The organism is Pseudomonadota bacterium (assembly GCA_023229365.1).
Classification (GTDB): Bacteria; Myxococcota_A; Polyangia; order JAAYKL01; family JAAYKL01; genus JALNZK01.
In genome coordinates, this window is record JALNZK010000034.1 from 15,635 (window position 1) to 37,657 (window position 22,023).

18 protein-coding genes are annotated in these 22,023 nt (G+C 68.0%); 1 reads left to right on the forward strand and 17 read right to left on the reverse strand.

The window, feature by feature from the left end; translation table 11 throughout:
• Nucleotides 1-111 precede the first annotated feature (111 nt).
• From M0R80_15170 to M0R80_15205, 8 genes are all read right to left on the reverse strand, one after another.
• The gene (locus M0R80_15170) at nucleotides 112-1,350 is read right to left on the reverse strand and encodes a hypothetical protein (GenBank protein MCK9460975.1); all 1,239 of its coding nucleotides are present in this window, start codon (nucleotides 1,348-1,350) and stop codon (nucleotides 112-114) included.
• A gap of 67 nt (nucleotides 1,351-1,417) precedes the next feature.
• Complete coding sequence (locus tag M0R80_15175) at nucleotides 1,418-2,776, reverse strand: hypothetical protein (protein ID MCK9460976.1); 1,359 nt, start codon at nucleotides 2,774-2,776, stop codon at nucleotides 1,418-1,420.
• Nucleotides 2,770-5,301, reverse strand: a complete 2,532-nt coding sequence (locus M0R80_15180) for a hypothetical protein (GenBank protein MCK9460977.1) — start codon at nucleotides 5,299-5,301, stop codon at nucleotides 2,770-2,772. Before M0R80_15180 ends, M0R80_15175 begins: the two co-directional genes overlap by 7 nt.
• Before the next feature lie 126 nt (nucleotides 5,302-5,427).
• Complete coding sequence (gene lpxI, locus M0R80_15185; GenBank protein ID MCK9460978.1) at nucleotides 5,428-6,213, reverse strand: UDP-2,3-diacylglucosamine diphosphatase LpxI; 786 nt, start codon at nucleotides 6,211-6,213, stop codon at nucleotides 5,428-5,430.
• The gene (gene lpxA / locus M0R80_15190) at nucleotides 6,210-7,037 is read right to left on the reverse strand and encodes an acyl-ACP--UDP-N-acetylglucosamine O-acyltransferase (GenBank protein ID MCK9460979.1); all 828 of its coding nucleotides are present in this window, start codon (nucleotides 7,035-7,037) and stop codon (nucleotides 6,210-6,212) included. The genes lpxI and lpxA overlap by 4 nt, the downstream gene beginning before the upstream one ends.
• A 6-nt stretch (nucleotides 7,038-7,043) precedes the next feature.
• A complete protein-coding gene (gene fabZ / locus M0R80_15195; protein MCK9460980.1) occupies nucleotides 7,044-7,508 on the reverse strand; it encodes a 3-hydroxyacyl-ACP dehydratase FabZ in 465 nt (154 codons plus the stop codon).
• Nucleotides 7,501-8,442, reverse strand: coding sequence for a UDP-3-O-(3-hydroxymyristoyl)glucosamine N-acyltransferase (locus M0R80_15200; GenBank protein ID MCK9460981.1), 942 nt, complete (start codon nucleotides 8,440-8,442; stop codon nucleotides 7,501-7,503). The genes fabZ and M0R80_15200 overlap by 8 nt, the downstream gene beginning before the upstream one ends.
• A 53-nt stretch (nucleotides 8,443-8,495) precedes the next feature.
• Nucleotides 8,496-8,744, reverse strand: coding sequence for a DUF2191 domain-containing protein (locus tag M0R80_15205; protein ID MCK9460982.1), 249 nt, complete (start codon nucleotides 8,742-8,744; stop codon nucleotides 8,496-8,498).
• A gap of 326 nt (nucleotides 8,745-9,070) precedes the next feature.
• Between M0R80_15205 and M0R80_15210 the strand changes: the two genes are divergently transcribed.
• The gene (locus tag M0R80_15210; GenBank protein ID MCK9460983.1) at nucleotides 9,071-9,772 is read left to right on the forward strand and encodes a DUF1287 domain-containing protein; all 702 of its coding nucleotides are present in this window, start codon (nucleotides 9,071-9,073) and stop codon (nucleotides 9,770-9,772) included.
• Between the two features lie 380 nt (nucleotides 9,773-10,152).
• On the opposite strand, the gene M0R80_15215 is transcribed toward M0R80_15210, so the two are convergent.
• From M0R80_15215 to M0R80_15255, 9 genes are all read right to left on the reverse strand, one after another.
• A complete protein-coding gene (locus tag M0R80_15215) occupies nucleotides 10,153-10,683 on the reverse strand; it encodes an OmpH family outer membrane protein (GenBank protein ID MCK9460984.1) in 531 nt (176 codons plus the stop codon).
• Nucleotides 10,684-10,843: 160 nt separating this feature from the next.
• Nucleotides 10,844-13,387, reverse strand: coding sequence for an outer membrane protein assembly factor BamA (gene bamA, locus M0R80_15220; protein ID MCK9460985.1), 2,544 nt, complete (start codon nucleotides 13,385-13,387; stop codon nucleotides 10,844-10,846).
• 108 nt (nucleotides 13,388-13,495) lie between these two features.
• Nucleotides 13,496-14,230: a flagellar biosynthetic protein FliR gene (locus tag M0R80_15225; protein ID MCK9460986.1), complete on the reverse strand. Its 735-nt coding sequence runs from the start codon at nucleotides 14,228-14,230 to the stop codon at nucleotides 13,496-13,498.
• Nucleotides 14,227-14,496 carry a flagellar biosynthetic protein FliQ gene (locus M0R80_15230; protein MCK9460987.1) on the reverse strand — a complete coding sequence of 90 codons (270 nt, stop codon included), beginning with the start codon at nucleotides 14,494-14,496 and terminating at the stop codon, nucleotides 14,227-14,229. Before M0R80_15230 ends, M0R80_15225 begins: the two co-directional genes overlap by 4 nt.
• A 5-nt stretch (nucleotides 14,497-14,501) precedes the next feature.
• Nucleotides 14,502-16,061 (reverse strand): zinc-ribbon domain-containing protein, encoded by a 1,560-nt coding sequence (locus M0R80_15235; GenBank protein MCK9460988.1) that lies wholly within the window; start codon nucleotides 16,059-16,061, stop codon nucleotides 14,502-14,504.
• A 15-nt stretch (nucleotides 16,062-16,076) separates the two neighbouring features.
• A complete protein-coding gene (locus M0R80_15240; GenBank protein MCK9460989.1) occupies nucleotides 16,077-17,582 on the reverse strand; it encodes a response regulator in 1,506 nt (501 codons plus the stop codon).
• 171 nt (nucleotides 17,583-17,753) lie between these two features.
• Nucleotides 17,754-18,413 (reverse strand): PilZ domain-containing protein, encoded by a 660-nt coding sequence (locus tag M0R80_15245; GenBank protein MCK9460990.1) that lies wholly within the window; start codon nucleotides 18,411-18,413, stop codon nucleotides 17,754-17,756.
• 21 nt (nucleotides 18,414-18,434) lie between these two features.
• On the reverse strand, nucleotides 18,435-18,908 hold the full coding sequence (locus M0R80_15250) for a hypothetical protein (GenBank protein MCK9460991.1): 474 nt from the start codon (nucleotides 18,906-18,908) through the stop codon (nucleotides 18,435-18,437).
• A gap of 119 nt (nucleotides 18,909-19,027) precedes the next feature.
• A complete protein-coding gene (locus M0R80_15255; protein ID MCK9460992.1) occupies nucleotides 19,028-22,006 on the reverse strand; it encodes a S41 family peptidase in 2,979 nt (992 codons plus the stop codon).
• Between the last annotated feature and the right edge of the window lie 17 nt (nucleotides 22,007-22,023).

The window sequence follows — 22,023 nt, forward strand, 5'->3', positions numbered from 1 at the left end:
CTCCTCTATCGGTCGTTTTTCGGAAATGTTGCCGATTTTCTGCGAAAAGCGACGAAAGCGACCCAAGGGACGGCAGGGAGGACGCGCCAGGCTTCGGACGAGTGAGGGGGCCTACGGCTCCACGTGGAGATCGCAGGTGATGGCGTAGTGGTCGATCCGCTCGTCCGCGCCGAGGTCGTCGAGCCCCGAGTACCAATAGTCGAGGCGCTCGGTCGTCGGCTCGCCGCCGTCGTCGTGCACGAGGCACTCGCCGTCGATGCCGTCCGAGACGACGACGTGATCGATGGCGATCGGCAGCCCGACGTCGTCGAGCCACGTCCACGCCACCGAGGTCGTCGAGTAACGGTCGCCGACGCCGTCCCGCGGATCGACGTCCGCGAAGCCGCACCCGTCGCAGCCGACGAACTCGTAGAAGACGTCGTCCGCGTCCGCCGAGCTGAACATCGTGCGCGCCCAGTAGACCTCGAGCCCGAGGTTCCAGTCGCCGGCGGCGATCGCGCGGTCGGCGCCCGAGACGAGCGGATCCTCCCAGCCGACGACGTACCCCTCGAAGACCTGGAGCAGCTGCTCGGTCCGGCACGCGTCGCCGGAGATCGCGGCCGAGACCTGCGCCATCGGGTGCAGGTGCACGACGCGCAGCGGGCCGGCGTCCGTGTGCACCGTGACCGCGGAGACCGTGGACTCGGCGTCGCACAGGTCGTCCGTGCACTCGTCCTCCGCCCAGACGCACGGCGGCAGCGGGAGCTCCGGGGTCTCGGCGCCCGACTCGGCGTACTCGCCCGGCGCGAGCCCGTCGATCGTCCCGAAGTCGGTGCGGACGCCGACGCACTCGACGTGATCGCGCGCGTCGCAGACGATGCTGTAGTCCGGCCCGAGCAGGCGCTCCGCGGGCCGCGGGCGGGTGTCCCACTCGTAGCAGGTCTTCGAGGGATCCGTCTCCACGAACGCCTCGCAGGTCTTCGCGGACAGCACCTCCTGCAGGAAGACGATGTCCGGCGCGAGCCACTGGATCTCGCCCGCCATGTAGTCCTCGTAGTCCTGGGACTGCATGCGCAGCGGGTAGTACGGATCCGCGGAGTCCGGGTTGCCGACGTTGTAGGTCATCGCCGTGAAGTCCACCGCGACGAACCCGGTGTCGGTTTCGGACTCGGACTCGGACTCGGTCTCTGTGTCGGTGTCGGAGTCCGTGTCCGCGTCGGAGTCGGTGTCCGTGTCGGAATCGACGTCCGTGTCGGAGTCGGAGTCCGCGTCCGCATCGCCGTCCCCGGCGTCCGGCGAACCGCCCCCGCCCTCGTCCGTGCAGGCTGTGGCCAGGAACAGGGACAGCGGGATCATGAAGATCGGTTTCACGAAGCAGTAGTTTACGCGAAACCCCGCGCCTCGCAAAGGAATCGGCCGCTACCCGACACGGACTACGTCAGAATAGCTGAACCGGCCCGACGTCCGCGGGTGTCTCGTCGTCGCCGATGTCGCCCGTTTCACCGTAGCCCAGATAGTCGCCCGCGCTGCCCCAGCAAATCACGTCGCCGCTCTCCAGAAGGGCGCAGATGTGAGAGTAGCCGTTGTCCACGAGAACGGCGGGGCCGCCCAGTTCGATGTTCCCCACGTCCGCGGGGACGTTGGTCATGCCGACGCTGTCGGTGTTGCCGTAGCCGAGGGGCACGCCGCCGCCTGAGCCCCAACATTTCACGCCGCCGCCTTCCAGGAGGGCACATGTATTGAATTGGCCCGCCGAAAGTTGAGTCACCGAAGCGCCGACATCCACGGTGCCGACCGAAGCCGGCGTCTCGTCGTCGCCTATCTTTTCGGTGTTGCCGTAGCCGAGTTGGCCAACGTCGTTGCCCCCCCAGCACGCGATGTCGCCGGTGTCGAGCAGCGCGCACGTGTGGTAGTAGCCGCACGCGACTCGGGTCGCCGAACCGTCGATGTCCACAGGACCCTTCGTCAGTGGGTCCCAGACGTCATCAGTGTCGCCGTAACCGAGCGCGCCCGAGGCGGCGCCGGTGCCCCAACAGTACACGTCCCCACTCTCGAGCACCGCGCAGGTGTGGGCCGCCCCTGTGCACAGTTGCGCCGCAGGTCCGCCGAGGTCAACGATGTGATCGTCAGTCTCCCCGGCTGCGCAGTAGCCGAAGCACCGCACACCGCCGTCCACAAGGATGGCGCAGGTGAAGTTGCCCTCTGCGGCACTAATCTGTTTCACCGCCCCGCCGCCGAAATCGATGGGGGCGTGGTCTGCGGGGACGTCGATCTCGCCGATGGTAATGCAGCTTTCGGAATCCACTCCGAGCTGTCCGTAGATGTTGTACCCCCAGCATTTCGCGCCGCCGTTCACGAACCGCGCGCATGTGTGATAGCCGCCCGCCTCGAGATCACCCACCTCTTCGCCGACGCGCACGAACGGCAAAGTCGAAGGCAACGACGTGTCCGCACCGGGGTCGTCGTCGAGGTCGAAACCGTAACCGAGATCGCCGAACTGATCGTAACCCCAGCACTTGACGTAACCGCCTTCGATCACCGCACACGTATGGTGACCTCCGGCAGAGATCCAAATCGCCTCGTCCCCAGGTGGTCCGGAGTCGAACTCCGTGTCGGTGTCGGTGCCAGCATCTGGGTCCGCATCCGAGTCCGTGTCTGTGTCAGCGTCTGTGTCCGTGCCGGAATCCGGACCTGCATCGAGATCAGGTCCCGTGTCGTCACCGGCGCAGCCCAAAGCCGCGCCCCCCACCGCCAACGAAACGACCAGCGTCGTCGCGTAGTACTTGTTGATCACCACGGGATCACTTCTTTCCCGGTGTACACTCCGTACGGCGTCTGTTCGGTTCCGTTCCACACCGAGATCGTGTGCCACAGCACGACGCCGCCGTCAGGGCCGTTGCCTGGGTAAGTGTCGTCGCTGAACGCGTCGATGATGTACGGGCCGTACCCGAATGTCAGAGTGGGATCTGGATCGAGCGCGGCGAAGTCGCCACCCCAAGGCGCGGAGAGCGGTGCCTTCCACGCGAATACGTTGCCTTCGTTGTTGTTGAGCAGAACGACCTGCGGAGCAACGGTGGGGTCATCGGATCGGATCAGTCTCGCTGACAACTCCCCGAACACCTTCTTGACATCCCAGTCCGTGGTTGTCAGGTTGCTGTCGATCGGCCAGCATCCATGGGTTTTCGAGATCGGAGTATGGTCGGGTCGCCGCCATGTGTCGCAAGGGGGTTCACCGGTCAGCGAGGCGGCATCCTCCTCTTCGAGCGACCATCCGTCGCCGGTCCAGTAGTTCACTATCGGCTTGTCAGTATCTGGATTGACATGGCCGAAATCCCCAGCCGCGATGAACGCTAGGAAGAGCCCGCTTTTCCGGTACGGCCTGCCTGAACCGTACAGCAGCAGTCCGCCACCGGAATCGTAGAACTCGCACATCTCTGAGGCGTAGAAACCATCCGGGCAAATCGACTCGAAGTCGGATGCGGTCACGTTCACCGCAGTAACCTGAATGAACCGCGCGGGAAAGCCGGTGGCGGGATACGCGGGATATGGGTATGGGAAATAGAGAGGACTCGACGGGTCACCGACCGCAGGCGCATTGTCCGGAGGAGAACTGTCGGTGGAAAACGGCACCACCTCACCGGAGATAGTCGTGTAGCAGGAGTAGAACGTTGTTCCATCGAACGAGCACCCGACCCAAGAGGTCGGACGCCTCTGCGGATCGGTGCTGTCGATGTCTACGGAGGGGAACTGCTGACCAGGATGAATCGCCGTACCGTACCAAACCACCGCCATGGGCACCGGTAGATAGATCTCTATTCCCCAACCAACTACTTTCTTCTTCCAGCCCATCGCCGTCGCCGCGCCGGTCGGCACGGTGAAGGCCGGCTCCCAGTCCTGCCCGCCCCAGTACCCCAGGAGTTGGGAGGAGTAATACTTGTGGACTCCGGGAATGGTGATCGGCTTCCACCGTTGCGCGCTGTCTACGAATACCGGCGACGCGCTGACGCCGTTCTGGGGAACGGCGTCCGTGGAAACGACGATCATGTCGTCACATCGCGCGAGATCTCCCGTGTCCCCACATTCTGAATCAGACCACATCCGAATTGTGTTGTTCGGATCACTGTCTCGTTTCGAGTATGCGTCCCATGTGTCACCCAGGTAGTAGTAGTCGCGTCCGTTCAGCTTCACGTTAATGCCGAGCCCGAGGTCGGTACCATCGCAAGAGTCAGGCCACTGGAATGGGTGCAGAACAATTTCATAAGGGAAAGTGCTTTCCCAGTACTGCCCCATGAACCAATACTCGTGTTCCTCGTCGTAGGGGGGATCGTCCGGCAGATGTCCAGGATGCAGGCTCACGTCCCCATGAGGCCGCTGAGGGGGTACGTAAAGAGTATGGAAAGACGGGAGCTGCGCTGATATCCCGAAGGGATTCCCGATCTCCATCGTCATGTAATCCCAGAACTCACCCAGGCGCCACTGGGTTGTGATCAGCCAAGCTTCCTTTTCCGCCTCCTCGAAGGTCCATGAACCCGGCTGCTGCCGGAGGTCCTCTTGTACTTCTTCTACGAACGTGTACAGCCCCGAGTAAATGAACGCATCCGTCACCTCGTCCAGAGTCGCGTATGGCCGCGGCGCCGGCACGATCTGCTGCACCAGGATGTCGAACATCTTCCAGGCGTCGACCGTGTAGCTCGCCGTGTCGGAGATGCCGGTCACGCCGATCTTGTGTTCATAGTCCACGAACAGCGACACCCCGGACATGCAGCCCGTGCTCTGGTACAACGGCACGACGTTCGACTTCGCGTGCGCCGGATTGACGCCGAATACCAATGAAGCTGTCTGATGCACGAGCGCCTCGGTACCGACCCGGCTCGTGAACGCCGTGTGCCCGTCCACCAGCGATGTGACCGTGTCCCCGTCCGAGAGGCGGGCGAGCGGCGACGTCGTGAGCCCGAGCCGATACGCGTACAGGAACGTCCACGACTCCACCACCAGCACCGGCTTGCCCGATGCCTTGATCGCGTTGAGCCCCGCCGCCGAGACGAGCGGTGCGGACTCGGTGAGCACGATCAGGTCGTAGGCGGCGAAGCTCGTCGTGCTCTTGACCTTGTAGTCCTTGATCCGCGTCACGTTGTACCCGAGGTCGAGGAAGTGGTTCTCGATGTCATCCTCTTGAGAGCACCACCCGTTCGCCACGAATAGTACGTTCAGCGGCGTGGGCGGATCGGCCGCCGCCGCGAGCGGAGTGACGAGCGCCCCGAGAAGGACGAACACGGCGATGGCGCGGACGCAACGGGCCTTCGGCACGACCTCGTACGACACGGCGGGCTCCTTTCGTGGCAGGCTACTTATTGTGTGCCGATGGTACCACTTTCGGACGGTGCCGAGGTGCGCTCTCTTCGCAACGGCATGTTGGCTCGACGCGAAACCTGGCCGAGAGGTTGACGTTCACAGCCCGACGAGCGAGATCCCATACGCGCCGCACAGCTCGACGACGCGGGGGCGCGAGAGGACGAGCGAGCGGCCGGCCTCGATCCCGATCGCGGCGAGGCGGACCGCCGCGGCGATCCGGATCGTCGACGGGCCGATGGCCGGGAGATCGAACCGCTCGTCCTGTCCCGGGACCGCGACCTTCGCGAGCACGGCGCCAGGTCCCGGCGCAGCCGCGAGCAGCGCGTCCGTGCCGCGGCGGTCCTCGGTCCCGCTCACGCGGCCGCGGAAGGCGACGACGGCCTGCCCCCGGCCCCTCGCCCCGACGCGCCGCGCGTGGTCCCGGGCGACGAGCAGATCGGCTCGCGCGCTCCCTGCGAGCGGCGGCCCGGCGAGGTGCCCGGCTTCCGGGATCGCGTCGCCGAGGACCGGCCGCGGGTCGCCGATGCGGACGCCGCGAGCCTCGAAGCGGCTCGCGACGGCCCGCAACAGCCGATCGTCGCGGCCGAAGAGCGCGGCGGGGAGGAGCGCGAGCGCCCCGAGATCCGGCCGCGCGAAGAGGAGCGCGCCCCTCCGCTCGACGCCGCCCGCCATGTACGCGACGCCCGCGCCGCACGAAAGGAAGTACCGGGCGATGGACGAGAGCGCCCCGAGCGGGAACGTCCGGACGGACGCCGCCCCCTCGAACCGGCCCGGATCCGCCTGCCCGGCGAGGCACGCGATCGCCGTCCCCTCGCCCCGGGCGCAAAGCGCGTCGTGCAGCGCGATCGGGTAGTCACCCCGACCGGCGACGATCCCGATCATCGGAGGACGCCGCGGTGCGCGCCGCGCAGGAACCCCGCGAGGCGCCGCGCCTCCTCCGTGATCTCCGGATCGGCCTCGAGCGCCTCGGCGATCTCCTCGAGCGGCGTGCCCCTCCGCTTGAGCATCCTGAAGGCGCGCTTGATCTGCTCCTTGGCCTCGGCGGAGATCCCGCGCCGCCGCATGCCGACCCTGTTGATCCCGCGGAGGATCGCGCGATCGCCCGCCGCGATGCAGAACGGCGGGACGTCGCGCTCGATCATCGCGCCGGCCGCGAGCATCGCGGACTCCCCGATCCGGACGAACGGGCCCACGCCCACGAAGCCGCCGAACACCGCGTGATCGCCGACCGTCGCGTGCCCGGCGAGCGTCGCCTGGTTCGCCATCACGACGCGGTCGCCGAGGCGGCAGTCGTGGGCCACGTGGCTGCCGGCCATGAGGAGGCAGTCGTCCCCGATCTCCGTCACGCCGCCGCCGTGCGCCGTCCCGCGGCTCACGGTCACGTGCTCGCGGAAGACGTTCCGGTTCCCTATCTCGAGCCGCGTCGGCTCGCCGCGGTGCCGCAGATCCTGCGGCGCGCCGCCGAGCACCGCGAACGAGAACAGCTCGTTGCCGTCGCCCAGCGTCGCCGGCCCGAGGACGACGGCGTGCGCGTGGACGACGTTCCCGGCGCCCATCACGACGTCCCTGCCGATCACCGCGAACGGACCTATCGAACAGCCGGGGCCGAGGCGCGCGCCCGGGTCGATCGCCGCGCGCGGATCGATGCGGCCGACGACGGCTTCCGCCGCGCCGCGGGACGCCCCGTTCTCCGCGCAGCCGCCCATCTCGGTCTAGAGGATGTCGTCGCGGGCGTGCGTCGACAGGACGAGGCCGGTCTCGGCGACGATGAAGTCGTCGACGAACGCCTTCACATCGAAGCGCCACACGTTGCTGCGGCGCTGGCTCAGCACGGCCTCGATCTCGAGGACGTCGCCGGGCACGACCACGCGCCGGAACTTGGTCTTGTTGAGGCCGACGAGCAGCACGACGTCCGTCGCGGGATCGAACTTGTCCGTCGCGTACACGGGCACCGTGCACGCCTGCGCCATCGCCTCGATGATGTCCCCCGCCGGGAACACCGGGAGGCCGGGGTAGTGCCCGAGGATCGACGGATCGGTCTGCGTGACGCACTTGCGCGCGAGCACCCGCTGCCCGGGGCTCACCTCCAGCACGCGGTCGATGAGCACGGCCGGCGGCTTGTGCGGGAGTATCCGGATGATGTTGTGGCTGTCGAGCACGAACGGGCGTTCAGTCATGTCTCCTCCGTTGCCTCGCCGCTCGGGCGATCGCGCGCAACCATCGCACACGCGGCATCGCGGGCGTCCCGGCGACGGTCCCGCCGTCTTCGATATCGCCCGTCACGCCGCTCTGCCCGGCGACGCGCGCGCCGGCGCCGACGCTCCTGTGATCCGCGACGCCGACCTGTCCGCCGAGCATAGCCCCATCGCCGACCCGTGTCGACCCGGCGAGGCCGCACTGGGCCGCGAGGAGCGCCCCGCGGCCGACCTCGGCGTTGTGGCCTACCTGCACGAGGTTGTCGATCTTGGCGCCCTCCCGGACGAGCGTGCAGCCGAGCGTGCCGCGGTCCACGCAGGCGCACGCGCCGATGTCGACGAAGTCCTCGATCACGACCTTCCCGACGTGCCGGATCCGGATCGGCACGGGCGACGCCGGCGCGAAGCCGAACCCCTCGTGGCCTATCACCGCGTTCGGGCCGATCCGCACGAAGCGGCCGATGGCGGCGCAGCCGCAGACGACCGCCCCCGGCCCGATCCAGGTGCCCTCCCCCACCTCGGCGCCGGCCTCGATCACGGCGTTGGCGCCGACGCGCACGGTCGGGTGGAGCCTCGCCAGCGGATCGACGGCCGCCGACGGGTGGATCGCACCCGCGCCCTTTTCCTCGGGGTGGAAGAGATCGATGAGCCGCGCGAGGCCGACGAGCGGGTCGGCGTGCGCGATCGCGGACGGGACGCCCCGCTCCAGCGCGAGCGCCGCGAGATCTGGGGTCGCGAGCACCGCGCCGGGGACCGGATCCGCGAGGAGGCCGGCCATGCTCTTGCGGAGCAAGGGCGAGATGGCGTTCGCCGCCCGCGCCTCGAGCGCCGCGAGCCCTTCGATGACGCGCCCGGCCTCGCCTTGGGCGGTCCCGCCGACCGATTCGGCGAGGCGTGCGACGGTGTACGACGGCATGGGCGGGAGAGTAGCGGAAATCGCGCGATGGCGGAAGGCGGACTCCAATGCGATCAAGCAGGGTTCTCGCTCAACCAGCGCCGGAGCGCCTCGCGATTCGACATGTCGAGGCCCGCGGGCAACCCGCCGTCGACCGTCACCCACCGGATACCCCGCCTCGGCGGCGGTACGCTGTCGGCCGTCTCGCCGAGCCGTTCGCGCAGGCTCTCCTCGATCAGCGCCCCCAACGTCGTGTTCCGCGCCGCCGCCAGCCGCTTCGCTTTGCGGGCCAGCACGTCCGGAATATCGATCGTGGTCCTCATGATGAAAGAGTTGCCGACTCTCGGACGCACGTCAAGGGGGCATCCGAAAATCTACGCCGTTCGATGAGATCGCGTTTCCTGAGAGTCGAAGATCACTACTCGCACTCGGTGTGCCAGATCGAACCGTCGGAGAACGCGGCCCAGAGATCGTCGGTCGACGTGCCCGACCTCTCCTTGGGCGGTCCCGCCGATCAGCTCGGCGAGGCGCGCGACGGTGTACGACGGCATGGGCGGGAGAGTAACGGAAATCGGGGGTCCGCGGAATTCGAAATACTCTCGCCCCGCCGGTCGTCAATCACTCCGTGGCCCCCCCCGTAAAACGCATCTTGCCGCTCGCCGTGCTCGCCGCAACGGTTTCGTCGATCGCCCTGGCCGAGCCGACCGCCGTTCGCGACACGGGCATCTGGCCCGAGCTCGACGACCGCGTCGTCATCGATCTCCCGCAATGGGCGAAGGCCGCCTTTGCCGTGTCGCCGGGCCGCGATCGGGATCGGGACGGCATCCCGGACGCGCTCGACGTGCTCCGCGGCGCCAAGAAGACGCTGCTCAACGCCGCGCGCTACGACACCGCCTACTACGCCATCCCCTACCCGAACGGCGACGTGCCGCGCGACGTCGAAGCTTGCTCGGACGTCGTGATCCGGGCGCTGCGCAACGCCGGGATCGACCTGCAGAAGGAGATCGCGGAGGACATCCGGCGGCGCCCCAAGGCCTACCCCAACGTGACGGCGCAGAAGATCAGCATCGACCACAGGCGCGTGCGCAACCAGGTCGTCTGGTTCGCGCGCTTCCTCACGCGGCTCGGCACGGACGCCGACTCCGCGCACCCCGAGGCGTGGCTGCCGGGCGACATCGCGCTCTTCGACACGCTCTCGAAGCCCGGCCCGGATCACATCGGCGTCGTCTCCGACGCCATCGGCCCGTCCGGCCTGCCGCTCGTGATCAACAACTGGACGTTCGGATCGACGACCGCCGAGATGGATCTCCTCGCGTTCGTGCCGGTGACGCACCACTTCCGGATGCCGTGAATCGAGGAAGCGATCGATCGGAAGTCGTTTGCCTGGTGAGCCGAGCCTCGGTCCGCAACACTCGCCAAGAAAATTTCTATCGCTGCCTACTGACCGGGGGGGTCGAGCCCCGCGGCAACGATGCGCCGTCCGCTGACGCGTCTCGGCGCACGGCCTTCGGCCAAGACAAGAGAGGTTCGGCTTTGCCCGAAGGGCGTCCTCCTGAGGAGGATCGTTGCCGCGTGGGCGCGGCTGACAGCGAGGCCGACGTTCATTTGATCTGGCCCAAAATTGGGCCTTGGAGATACCAGTTTGTCAACCGCGCGACGAAGAGCGCCTTCTGGTGCAGACCGCCCTGCCGACTGTCCTGAGCGCTTTTTCGTGGGGCGCGGGCGCGGGGCTCAGCCCTTGTGCTTCTTGTTGTACTCGGCGATGAGCTTGTCGGTGAGGTCGAGGTGCGCCGGCGCCCAGACCACCGCTCCGCCCGAGGCGTCGTAGATCATCGTGTAGCCGCCGGCCTGCCCCATCGCCTTGAGGATCGTCTGCATCTTGACGAGGATGCCCTGCGTCGCCTCGGCCTCCTTCTGGCCCAGATCCTGTTGGAACTCGTAGTACATCTTCTGGAGCTCGGTGACCGCCGCGTAGTACTCCTCGGCCTTCTTCTGCAGCGCGTCCTTGCTCAGGATGTTCTGCTGCTTCTCGATCGTCTCCTTCATCTTCATGATCTCTTTTTCCTTGGAGTCGATCTGCTTCTGCATCTTGTCCTTCTGGCCTTGCAGCTTCTTCATCGCCTTCTTGCCCTCGTTCGTCTCGTTGAGGGCGCGGCGGACGTCGACGAAGGCGATCTTCACGTCTTCGGCCTTCGCCTCCGCGGTGATCGCGGACGCGGCGACGAGCAGCATCAGGGCCCACCCCATCTTGGTCGTTCTCATCTCGATGTACTCCGTTCACCGGGCTTGCATACCGGTGTGGCGTTCGTTCTCACCCGCTTGGACATGTCATTCATCCCGAATATTTACGCCGTTCTCCGGGTGTCCCAACCCAAACGCGCGGCGCCCCGATGTATTCCGAAACCCCGCGTAAGCCCTCATATCAGAAGAAGTTCCCGAAAGTGAATTCAAACATGAAGTTGTCCTCCCCCGGGTAGGTCGTCGTCGGCCAGCCCCACTCGAAGCGCAGCGGGCCCATCGGCGAGAACCAGCGGAAGCCGAACCCGGTCGAGGTGCGCAGGTACAAGGGGTTCCGGTTGCAGGGATCGTTGAACTTGTTGATCCCCCGGCCGCCGCCGGCCTGGCACCACGAGTCCTCGAAGTTGAACGAGTTGCCCGCGTCGAAGAAGACGACGCCCTTGATGCCGACGACCTCGACGATCGGGAACTCGATCTCGGTGTTGAACGTCATCCGCATGTTGCCGCCGATGTTGATGCCGGTCGAGACCGGCTCGGCGTTGGGGTTGAAGCTCGACGGCATCGAGAGCCGCGGCCCGAGCGAGTACGGGTAGAACCCGCGGACGTCCATGATGCCGCCGGAGCGGTACCGCTGGGCGATCGCGAGCCCCTCCTCGTTGTTCGAGTGGATGAAGCCCCAGGTGCCGTTGATCCGGAAGACGAGCTTCCAGAACAGCGGGAAGTACCACCGGCTCGACACGGTGTAGCGGGTGAAGTCGAACGCGGAGCCTATGTACTTCGAGGCCCACTCCACGGTCGCGGAGTTGTAGGAGCCGTCGGTCGGGAACAGGCGGTTGTTGCGCCTGTCGTACGCCAGCGTGAGCCGCACGCTCGAGCTCAACCCTTCCTGGAACAGGTACGCGAGCGGCAGCTCGTTGAAGTCCGAGGAGAGCCGCTGGCCGCCGATGAGGAGCCCGGTGTCGGTGCCGGTGTTGATCTTGTCGTACTCGAGCGCGTACGCGAGGTACAGCTTGAGGTCGCGCAGCACGAGCGAGTGCCCGAACGTGACGTCGCCGCCCGTGGACTCCTTGCTGTAGTCGATCATCGCGGTCACCATGTTGAACACGGTGAAGGCGAAGGTCCACTCGCTGTCGAGGAAGTACGGCTCCCAGAAGCTGAACATGAACACCTGGCGCATGCTCGACATCTGGGCCTGGAGGGAGACGGTCTGGCCCTGCCCGAGGAAGTTCTGCTCGGTGACCTGCGCCTGGGCGATGAAGTTCTCGACCGTGGAGAAGCCCATGCCGACCTGGAACTGGCCGGTGTGCTTCTCGGCCACCTGGACCGTCACGATCACCTTGTCCTTGGCGCTGCCCCGGCCGTGCGTGACCTCGACCGACTCGAAGTATCCGAGCTGGGTGATCCGCGCCTTCGAGATGTCGATGCCGGTCTGGCTGAACTTGTCGCCCTCGTGGATCGGCATCTCGCGCCGGATCACGCGATCGCGCGTCTTCGGGTTGCCGCGGATCTCGATCCGCTCGAAGTACACCATCGGGCCGCGGCTGACCTCGAGGACGAGATCGACGATCTGCGTGTCCTTCTGGCCGAGCGTCTTCAGATCGACGTTCGCGTACGCGTAGCCGTGATCCTGGTAGTGGCGCGTGATCCGGTTCACGTCGTCCATCACGGCGGTGCGGGAGAACCAGTCGCCGCGGCGCGTCCGCACCATCGATCGCACCTTGCGGCGCCCGTCGAGCAGCTCCACCTCGTTGCCCGCCGGATCGCGCTCCACCACCCGGATGCGCCCGACCTTGTACTTCGGGCCCTCGACGACCGGGATCGACACGAAGATGTAGCGCCGGTCCGCGGAGAGCTCGACGCGCGGCGTCCCGACCTGCACGTCGATGTAGCCGTTGTCCCAGTACAGCGCCTGGACCATCGTGACGTCGGCGTCGAAGAGCTCGCGCTTGAACTTGCCCGAGTCGGTGAGGATGGAGAACGGACCGGCCGTCCGCGTCCGCATGTACCTCTGGATCTCGGCGTCCGTCAGCGCGTGGTTGCCGACGATCGTGATCTTCCGGACCTCGACCGCCGAGTGCTCGTCGATCACGAACGTGACGTCGTAGTTGTTCTCGCCCGGGGCCTCGTCGAGCCGGTACGTGACCTCGGCGAGGAAGAAGCCCTTCTCGGAGTACAGGTCCCGGATCTTCTGGACGTTCGCGTGGAGCGTCGGGACGTCGAGCGGCCCGTTGGTCTCGATGTCCACGACCTCCTTGATGTCGTCCTCGTCGATCTCGTCGTTGCCCTCGAACTTGACCTCGGCGACCGCCGCCTTCTCCGCGACGTGGTACGTGACGACGACGCCGCCCGCCTCCGCGGCGACGGTCACGTTGACGTCGCTGAACAGCCCGAGCTGGTGGAGCGACTTGATATCGCGCCCCACGCGCGCGACCTCGAACCGCATGCCCTGCCGCGTCCCGATGTTCGCGCGGATGTCGTCGGCGCCGGACCGCTTGTTGCCGGTGACGTCGACGCGGACGACGATCGCCCCGATCAGCTCCTCGGGCACCCCGAGCGACGGCGCCCCGTCTCCCTCTGCCTCCCCCTCGGCCTCCTCCTCGGCGAAGGCGCTCTCGCCGCCGCCCAGGATCGAAGGCGGCCGGAGCCCGCCGCCCGCTTGGGCGCCCGCCACGCACGGCGCGGCGGCAACCCACGCGAACGCGACGATCCATGTTATCCGACGAAGCATCTCGTGACGATTCTCGACTCTCTCGTCGACCCGGAAACGTATCGCGGGACTCCCGAAAACGTTGCGGTTATGTACGTCGAGATACGATCTCAAGTCAACTCGAGGCGTTCAAGAAGCGCCCGCCGCGCGGGCCAACCCCTCGCGCAGGAAGTCCACGCCCGCCTGGACCCCCACGGCCAGCACCGCGACGGCCGCGATCTGGACGCAGATCGCCCTGAAGACGGGCGCGTCGGCCTCGATCGCCGAGCTCGGCGCGAGCCGGACGGCGACGGCGGCGGCGGCGTCCGCGGCGAGCCCGGCGGCGAAGGCGGGAGCCGCGATCATCACGGCCCCCGCGAACGCCCCGGAGAAGAGCGCGACCATGCCGTCGAACCCGGCGCCGTCCCAGGCGCCGAGCGCGCAGGTCCCGAACGAGGCGTCCAGGGCGAGGATCAGGGCGCGGTGACCGCCCGAAAGGAGGAACGCGCCGACGCCGCCCATGGAGAACAGCGGGCCGAACGGGGAGCCAGACGACGGCCGCCCCCCCGCCGTGTCCGCCGCGACCCCCACGAGCCTCCCGGCGGAGTCGAAGACGGAGAAGACGACGCGCGCGGTCAGCCCGAGCACCGCGCCGGCGGCCGCCTCGCGGAGCGCGAGCGCGGCGAAGACGAGCGGCTCCGCCCCCGCGCGCTGCGGCGCCCCCGTCCAGAGCGCGAACGACAGCGCCGCGGCCAGCGGGAGCGCCACCCAGAAGGGCAGCGGACGGCCCGCGAGGATCGGCACCAGGAGCAGGACCGCGGCGACGCGAAACCAGGTGAGGAACAGGCCCGTCCCCGCCGCGTCGAGCGCCGCGTCCACGCTCACCTCGCCAGCTCGTGGATCAGCGCGAACGTCTGCGCCGCAAACTGCTTCACCTCGCCGGCGATCCACGGGCCGGCCGCGACGGCGCAGGCCAGCACGGCGAGGATCCTGGAAACCTGCGTGATCGCGGGCTCAGACAGGCGTGTCAGGCTCTGGAGCGCGCCGGACAGGATCGACGCGAGCAGCGCGGCGCCGAGGAGCGGCAGCGACACCGCGACCGCGAGCACGAGGCCCTGGCGCGCGACGTCATACAGATCGGCCGGGATCATGGGGCTCACTTCGCCGTGAACAGGAACGGGAACTCGGCGACGGACTCGCCGGAGCTCGCGGGGAAGATCCACTTCCTCGCCGACCTCTCGATGCAGCTCTTGAGGCCGGGGTACGCCGCGCCCGGGCCGCCGACCACGGCGCTCTTCACCATGCCGGAGCCGCCCACCGTGAGCTTCACGAGCACCTTGATGTCGCGATCGTCGGGCGTCTCCCCCTTCTTCATCGACTGCTCGTAGCAGGTCTGCAGGCTGCCCTTGTTCTTTCCCACGGCGCTCGAGAAGTCCTTGTCCGACAGCGCCTTGCCGCCGCCGGAGCCGGTGTCGCCGGCCGACGAACCGCCGCCGACGAGGGTCGGGTCCGCGCCGGTGCCACCCATGCCGAGCTGCTCGAGGAGGCGCCGCTTCTTCTCCTCCGGGGTCTCGCCGGCGCCGGTCTTGTCCGGACCCTTCGACTTGGCGGTCTTCCCGCCCTTCTTGTCCCCGTCGCCCGCCTCGACGTCGGAGGAGCCAAGCGCGATCGGGTCGTTGTCGCGATCCCGGTAGACGATCTTCTCCTTCTCGACCTCGACGACGCGTTCGACGACGCGCTCGACCACCTGGCGCTCGGCCGAGCCGTCGCTGAAGAACATGATGAATACGAGCACCGCGACGGCCACGCCGAAGAAGCCGATCGCCGCGACCTTCACCCATCGATCGCCTCCGGTCGGACGCGGCGGCGTGATCGACTGGATCGACGAGAGGGCGCTCTCCATGCCGCCGAAGAAATCGTCCTCGATGTTCTCCTTCGGCTTCGGGGGGGCCGGGAGCTGCGCGATCCCGCCGCCGACCGGCGCCGGCGCGGGCGCGGGAGCCGGCATGGAGGCCTTCCGTTCCGGTTCCGGTTCGGGTGCGCGATCCGTCGGCACGCCGAGGCTGCGGCCGCGCAGGGGTGACTCGACGGGCGCCTTCGCGGCCGGCCCCTGGTCGGCGAACAGCCCGAGCTTTGGCGCGGGCTTCTCGGCCGCGGCCGCCTCCGCAGGTCCGCCGAGGGAGGCCTCGATGTCGAGCCGCGCGAGCAGGCCGATGAGATCCTTGCACTGGCGCAGGCGGATCCAGTCCGCCATCCCCTCCTTCCACACGAGGGAGTCGTCGTTGACCTTCCGCGCCTTCTGGTGCTTGTGCACGGCGCGCGCGGAGACGGGCCCGACCGGCGTGTTGTCGATGGCGACGAACCAGATCGGGAGCGCGGACTCGTCGACGTCCATCTTCGCGGCGGACTTCTTCACCGCCTGGAAGAGACCGGGGGTTCCCGCCGCCTTCGGCCCGCCGCCGGGCTTCCCGCCCGCGCCCTTGAACGACGCGGCGAACCTGTCCTCGAGCCCGGTGCGCGGCTTCGGGCTCGGGGGCGGCGCCGGGGGGCGGGGCCTGGGCGCGCCGGCCGGCGCAGGGCTCTTCGGCTGGACGCCCGCCTCGCGCACCTCGATGATGTTCTTGCACTTGACGCAGCGGATCTTCAGGACCTTGCCGCGCACCTTCTCGTCCGCGATCGTGTACTTCGACTGGCATTGCTCGCAGACGAATTTCATGCAGCACTCAAGGGGTCACAGCATTTCCACGAGATGCCGTTTGATGCCGTCGCGCGTCTCGTCGTCCTCGCAGTGGTGGAGGGCGCGCTCCCAGGTCTCGATCGCCTTGAACTTGAACCCCGCCTTCTGGTAGAGCAGCGCCAGGTTCTTCAGCGCCGGGAAGTACTCCGGCGCGAGCTCCAGCGTGCTCTCCAGCTCGCGGATCGCCTGGTAGACGAGCGACTTCTTCCCGAGGAGCAGGCCGAGGTTGTAGTGCAGCTTGTAGGCGAGCGGATCGATCATGATGCCGCCGCGGAGGAGCTCGATGGCGCGATCGATGTTCCCGCTCTTGTAGACGTCGACGCTCTGCTGGAGCACCCGCTCCGCCTGCTGCGACAGATCCTCCTTCGGGCCCTCGACCGCGTTCTCCCGCGCCCTGAAATGGCCTTCGACCTTCTCGATGAACTCGCCCAGCTTGAACGGCTTCTCGATGAAGTCGTCGACCCCGTACGAGTCCTTGAGATCCTGCGCGTAGCGCCAACCGCGGTAGATCGCCGAGATCATGATGACCGGGATGTGGCCGTACTTCTTGCTGCCCTTGATCTTCTTGCAGATGTCGAAGCCGTGCACCTCCGGGAGCATGGCGTCCAGGATGATCATGTCCGGGAGCTCGGTCTGGACCTTGTGGATCGCCTCCAGCCCGCGTCCCGCGGTGACGACCGCGTAGCCCTTCTCCACGAGGACGCGTGAGATGAGGAGGCGGATGTCGTCCTCGTCGTCGACCACGAGGATCTTCTTCTTCGTCGACGGCGCCGCGGCGGGCTCGCGCGGCGTCATCGCCTCCGCGACCGCTGCCGGCGGGGGAGCCTGCGCGGCGGGCGGGTCCGCGGGCTGCCCGAAGCTGCTGTCGAACTCGACATCGATCTCCATCCCCAGGGCGGCCTCGCCGTCTCCGTCTTCCGCGGCGATCACGCCGCTCGTCTCGGTGTTCGCGAGCCCCCTCGGCGGCACGCCCTGCACCGCGTCCAGGGGGCCCGACGGCGCGGCAGCGGCACCGACCCGCCTGCCGCGGTAGATGGTCTCGCCCGAGGCCTTCGCGTCGTAGCAGGCCTCGATCACCGCGACGAGCTGCGCGTGGAGCGCGACGTGCGGGAACACCCGCTTCCCGGTCACGAACTCGACCTCGTCGACAACGCGCTGCTCGTCCGGGTTCGCCATGGCGAGGTTGATGCTCTCGCCGCCGACGAACACCGGCAGGATGGCGTGCTGCTGCGCGATCTCGCGCGGGACGAAATCGAGGTTGCTCAACGAGAACTCGACCTCGTCGAGGTTGATCGCCGGCACCCCCATCTGCTCGCTCAGGGCGCGCAGCAGCCGCACCTCGTCGCTCAGGCCGCGCTTGAGCACCCTCGACGCGAGCCGCTCGGTGTCTGACGGGTTGTCCTGCTGCTCGTGCAGCAGGCTGTCGAGATCGGTCGAGCTGACCACCTTGCGTTTGAGCAGGATCTTGCCGAGCTGAGTCTTGTTGCCGCCGTCGTTCATTGTCCGACAATCATCCGCGGGGCTTGGGCCCGTCACGGCCATCCCGAATAGTAAACGAGACAAAATATCATCTGGACCCCCTGGTCAGCAATACTTTGTCTGACCTGTGGCGCGGTGATTTTTCAAACTCACTGGATGACCGCGGCAGGGCGTGCAGACGGCGCGGAGGGGCTAACGCGACCGCGCCTCGGAGTTCAGGAGGAGAGCCAGCGCATCGACGTACGCCGCGAATCGCCGCCTCCTGGCCGCCGACTGGAAGTCGAACTGGACGCCCATCCCCGGCTCCCCGCCGTCGCACCGGCTCCACGCGACCCGGCCGGACAGGCGCTCCGGCGGATCGTCCGGGCGCACGAACAGGTCCAGATCGATGAACGCGCCCTGCGCCAGCGGCGCGGGGGTGCACACGAACACGCCGCCGTGGCTGATGTCCCGCACCAACGCCTCGAGGCGGGCGTCGCCGAAAAGGACGTCCGCCCGCAGCTGCGTCGGGATGCGGCGGCCCGGCTTGCGCAGATCGGAGAGATACCCTCGGCAGAAGTCGAGCAGGAACTCGACGCGGCTCCGCTGCTCGGTACCGAAGGCCACGCCGACCCCCGGCAGCATCACGGAGCGCCACGGCACCGGCGTGCGCCGCCACGCGACGTACCCGCCGAGGCTCAGCCCGCCGGGGATCTCGGGAAACTGAAAGCAGAGCGAGACGCGCTGGTCGATCTCGAGGAGCTCCGCGGTGGGGACGAACGCGCCGCCGCCCGGCAGGTCGCCGAGGTAGCGCTCAAGGAACTCCTCGCGGCGCGCATGGTAGACGGTGAGTGAGCGGCTTTCCCGATCCACAGAGAGGATGTATCCGCGGTCCTACATGCCCGTCAAGATGAGAAAACCGTCGGAGACGCGCTCGAGCTCGAGCCGGTTGTCCGCCGTGCGGTTCGACCACTTCGTCTTTTCCCCGACCTGATACTGGAAAGCCATGTTGAACGTGTATTCGACGTAGACGACGCCGACCATCTCGTAAACGTCGCGATACTTGATCTCGTACCGCATCGTCTGGACGTCCTTGAACTTCTCCGTGAGCACCTGCTCCAGCCCCGCGCGATCAACGTCGTCGTCGGCCGAGGGCGTCCCGCTGTTGTCGAAGTAGCGCTGGGAGGCGAGCGACAGGAGGAGCCCCACGTTGCGATCCTCGACGGCGTGCCGGTAGCGCTCGCAGAACGCGATGATGGCCCGGTTCTCGTCGTTGTCGGGAATCTCGGTGTTCGGGATGACCTTGTCGTGGCAGCCAGCCGCGAAAGCGGCCCAGCACACGAACCAGACGATGAGCTTCTTCTCCAAGGGGGCACCTCTCACTGCACGATCCGCGGCGGATCCGCCCGCCCTGCGCGCAGAACGGCTCGAACGGCGCATATTATTCCCCGCCTCTGAGCGCCTTCAAGAAAAAATCTCCCGCGCCGTCACTTGGCGGTCGCGCGCACGAACACCGTCTCCGAGCTCGCGACGTCCGCATCGCGCCGCGCGATGAACACGATCTCGTTCGCGCCCTCGGCGAGCGGCAGGTCCAGAGAGAAATCGAGCCGCGCCTCGGGGCGGCCGCCGCGCGCCGGGACATAGGCCGCCTTCTTGTCGCCGTTCTTGCCGCTGATGAAGACGATGAGATCGCGCACGCCCTCCGCGCACTGCGCCGATCCCTCGAACCTCGCGCTCAATCCCCGCACCGTGCGGACGCTCCCTCCCTTGATCTCTATCACGGGGGGACGCACGACGGCGCGCTCGAAGGCCGCCGCCCCGTCGCCACCCGGCCGCGTGTCGGACTCCGCGATCCACGCGTGCTGATCCTTCGCGAGGACGACGCGGAAGTAGCTCCCGAACCGCGCGTCGACCGGGAACGTCGCGCCGGGCTGCGCCTGCCCCACGCGCCCGCCGTCGGCGGAGGCGACCTGGAGGAGCGCCGCCGGCTGCGGGCCCTTGACCGTGATCGTGCCGGCCGCCTTCGAGGGGCTCGGGCTCGCCGCGGCGACGGGGATGACGATCGTGCGCTCGAGGACGGAGCGCGTCCTCTGGAACCGGCCGGAGATCCACTCCTCGACGACGAGCCGGAGCTCCGCGCGCCCCGGGGGATAGTCGGACCCGATCCGCAGGCGCATCTCCCCCGAGGTCGTCTTGCCTGGGGCGAGCCTTCCAACGGGCACGTGCCCCTTGACGACGTCCACGCCGGGTCCACCCGACAGCTGCGCGTCGGCCTCGAAAGTCGACGCGTCGCCGGAGTTCGTGAGCCAGAACCTTATGGCGAGCTCCTCGCCCGGCTCGGCGAACCCGTTGCCGTTGCCGAGGTCCTCGACGTGCCAAGCGTAGTCGAGGCGCGCGCGCGGCGTGGCGGGGAGGGCCGCGTCGAAGGCAGCCTCGGAGGGCAGCGGGCCGGCCGCGGCCTCGAAGCGCACCGTGACCGGATCGATCCGCCCGGAGAGGACCGGCGGGAGCTCGACGACGGCGTCCCGCTTGCGCGTCGCGCCGGGGGCGACCTTGCCGAAAACGATCTCCACGTCATCGAAAATCGGGTCGTCGCTCGCCGTCACCGCGCGCAGCCGGTAGATGGGCGCGGCGCCGTCGTTCTTGACCGAGGCGGAGATCCGGATCTTCCCTCCCGGGACGATCTTCCCGACGAGCCGCGCGCTCGAGACGACGTCGTTCGACTTCGCGGCCGGGCTCGCGTCCGAGGGCGGCGCCGACCAGTCGATCCCGTTCTTGCGCAGCGCCTGCTCGACCGCGGCGACCTCCGCGGCCTCGTCCTCTCCGAGCAGCCGGCGCGCGCTCATGATGAGCTCCCCCGTGGTGGGGCCGCTCGTGGCCAGGATGATGCGCCGCGCGATCTCCGTCTCGCGGCGGGCCTTGTAGGGCAACCGGTCCGGATCCGCGTCGTAGCAGCGATCGAACACGGCGAGATCCGCGCGTCGCTCCGCGGGCGGGATGAGGAGCGGCGCCGTGACCAACCCGGGCCGATCGCTGCGATCGAGATCCGTCGGCCGCGCGAGGTGCGCGTCGAGATCCCGCTCGGAGATCGACGGCCCCTTCATGTCGAGGTTCATCTCCTCGCGATCGATGGTGACCGGGGCGTATCGGACGTCTGGCGCCACGCCGACGCCCTGGATGGAGATGTCGCCCGGCGTGAGGTACTGCGCGACGGTGATCCGCAGCGCGCCCTCGCCCGGGAGCGGCGCGATGGTCTGCACCGAGCCCTTGCCGAAGGTGGTCTCGCCTATCAACAGCGCGCGCCCGTGGTTGCGGAGCGCGCCGGCGATCACCTCCGCGGCGGACGCGGCGAACGAGTTGACGAGGATGACGAGCGGGTACGGCGGCTCGGTGCCCTTGGCGGTCGCGTCGCGCACCTCGCGATCGTCGTAGTGCCGGCCCGCCGTCGTCACGATCGTGCCGCTCGTGAGGAAGAGATCGGCGATCTCCCCCGCCGCGTCGAGGCTGCCACCCGGGTTGTCGCGGACGTCGAGCACGAGCCCCTTCATCATTCCGCCGTCGCGCAGCGCCTGGACGGCGGCGGCCACCTCCGCGGCGCTGTCCTGCTGGAACTCGGTCAAGGAGACGTACCCGACGCCGCCTTCGAGCATCTTCCACTTCACGCTCTCTATCGCGATGGTGCCGCGCGCCACCTCCATGGACACGAGCTGGCCGTCGGGCCGCTTCACCTGGATCTTGACCTTCGTGCCGTGCGCGCCGCGCAGCCTGTCTGCGGCCTCGTCCGTCGTGATGTTGACCGTCGAGTCGCCCCCGATGCGGACGATCTTGTCGCCGGCGCGGAGCCCCGCCTTCTTCGCGGGCGTGTCGTCGAACACCTCGACCACCGTGAGATCGCCGTCGCACGGGGGCCGCCTGTCGGTCGTGATGCGGATGCCGATCCCCTCGAACTCGCCCTCGAGACGCATCCGGAGCTCCTGCCACTCCTTCGGCATCATCGCGCCGGAGTGCGGATCGAGCACCGAGAGCATCCCGTTCACTGCCGCGTACTCGATCTCGCGGAGGTCGCGCCGCTCGTCCCTCGGCAGCTTCTCGGCGAGGAAACCGAACGCCCCGTGCATGGCGCGCGACAAACCCCAAGGGGCGGCTATCGACGCGAGGTCGATCTCGTGCCTCGCGGCGAGCACGGAGACGACCGCCTTCTTGCCGCCGCCGTCGTAATCGACCTTCACCTCCGCGACCGAGCGCTCGAGCGCGTCGAGGGCGCCGCGGAGCATGGTCACGGGCTCGGCGCGATCCGGATCGTAATACTGCTCCATAATTGAAAGAACGACGCGATCGAACACCACGCCGCGCGCGAGATCGTGCGCGGCGTCGCCGCCATCGGCCGGCGGTTCGGCGCCTCCGACGGGCGCCGCGGCCAACGCGATTGCGGCGAGCGCGCAGATGCGAAGCGGGCTCATCTTCATCCCGTAACAGCTCCCTC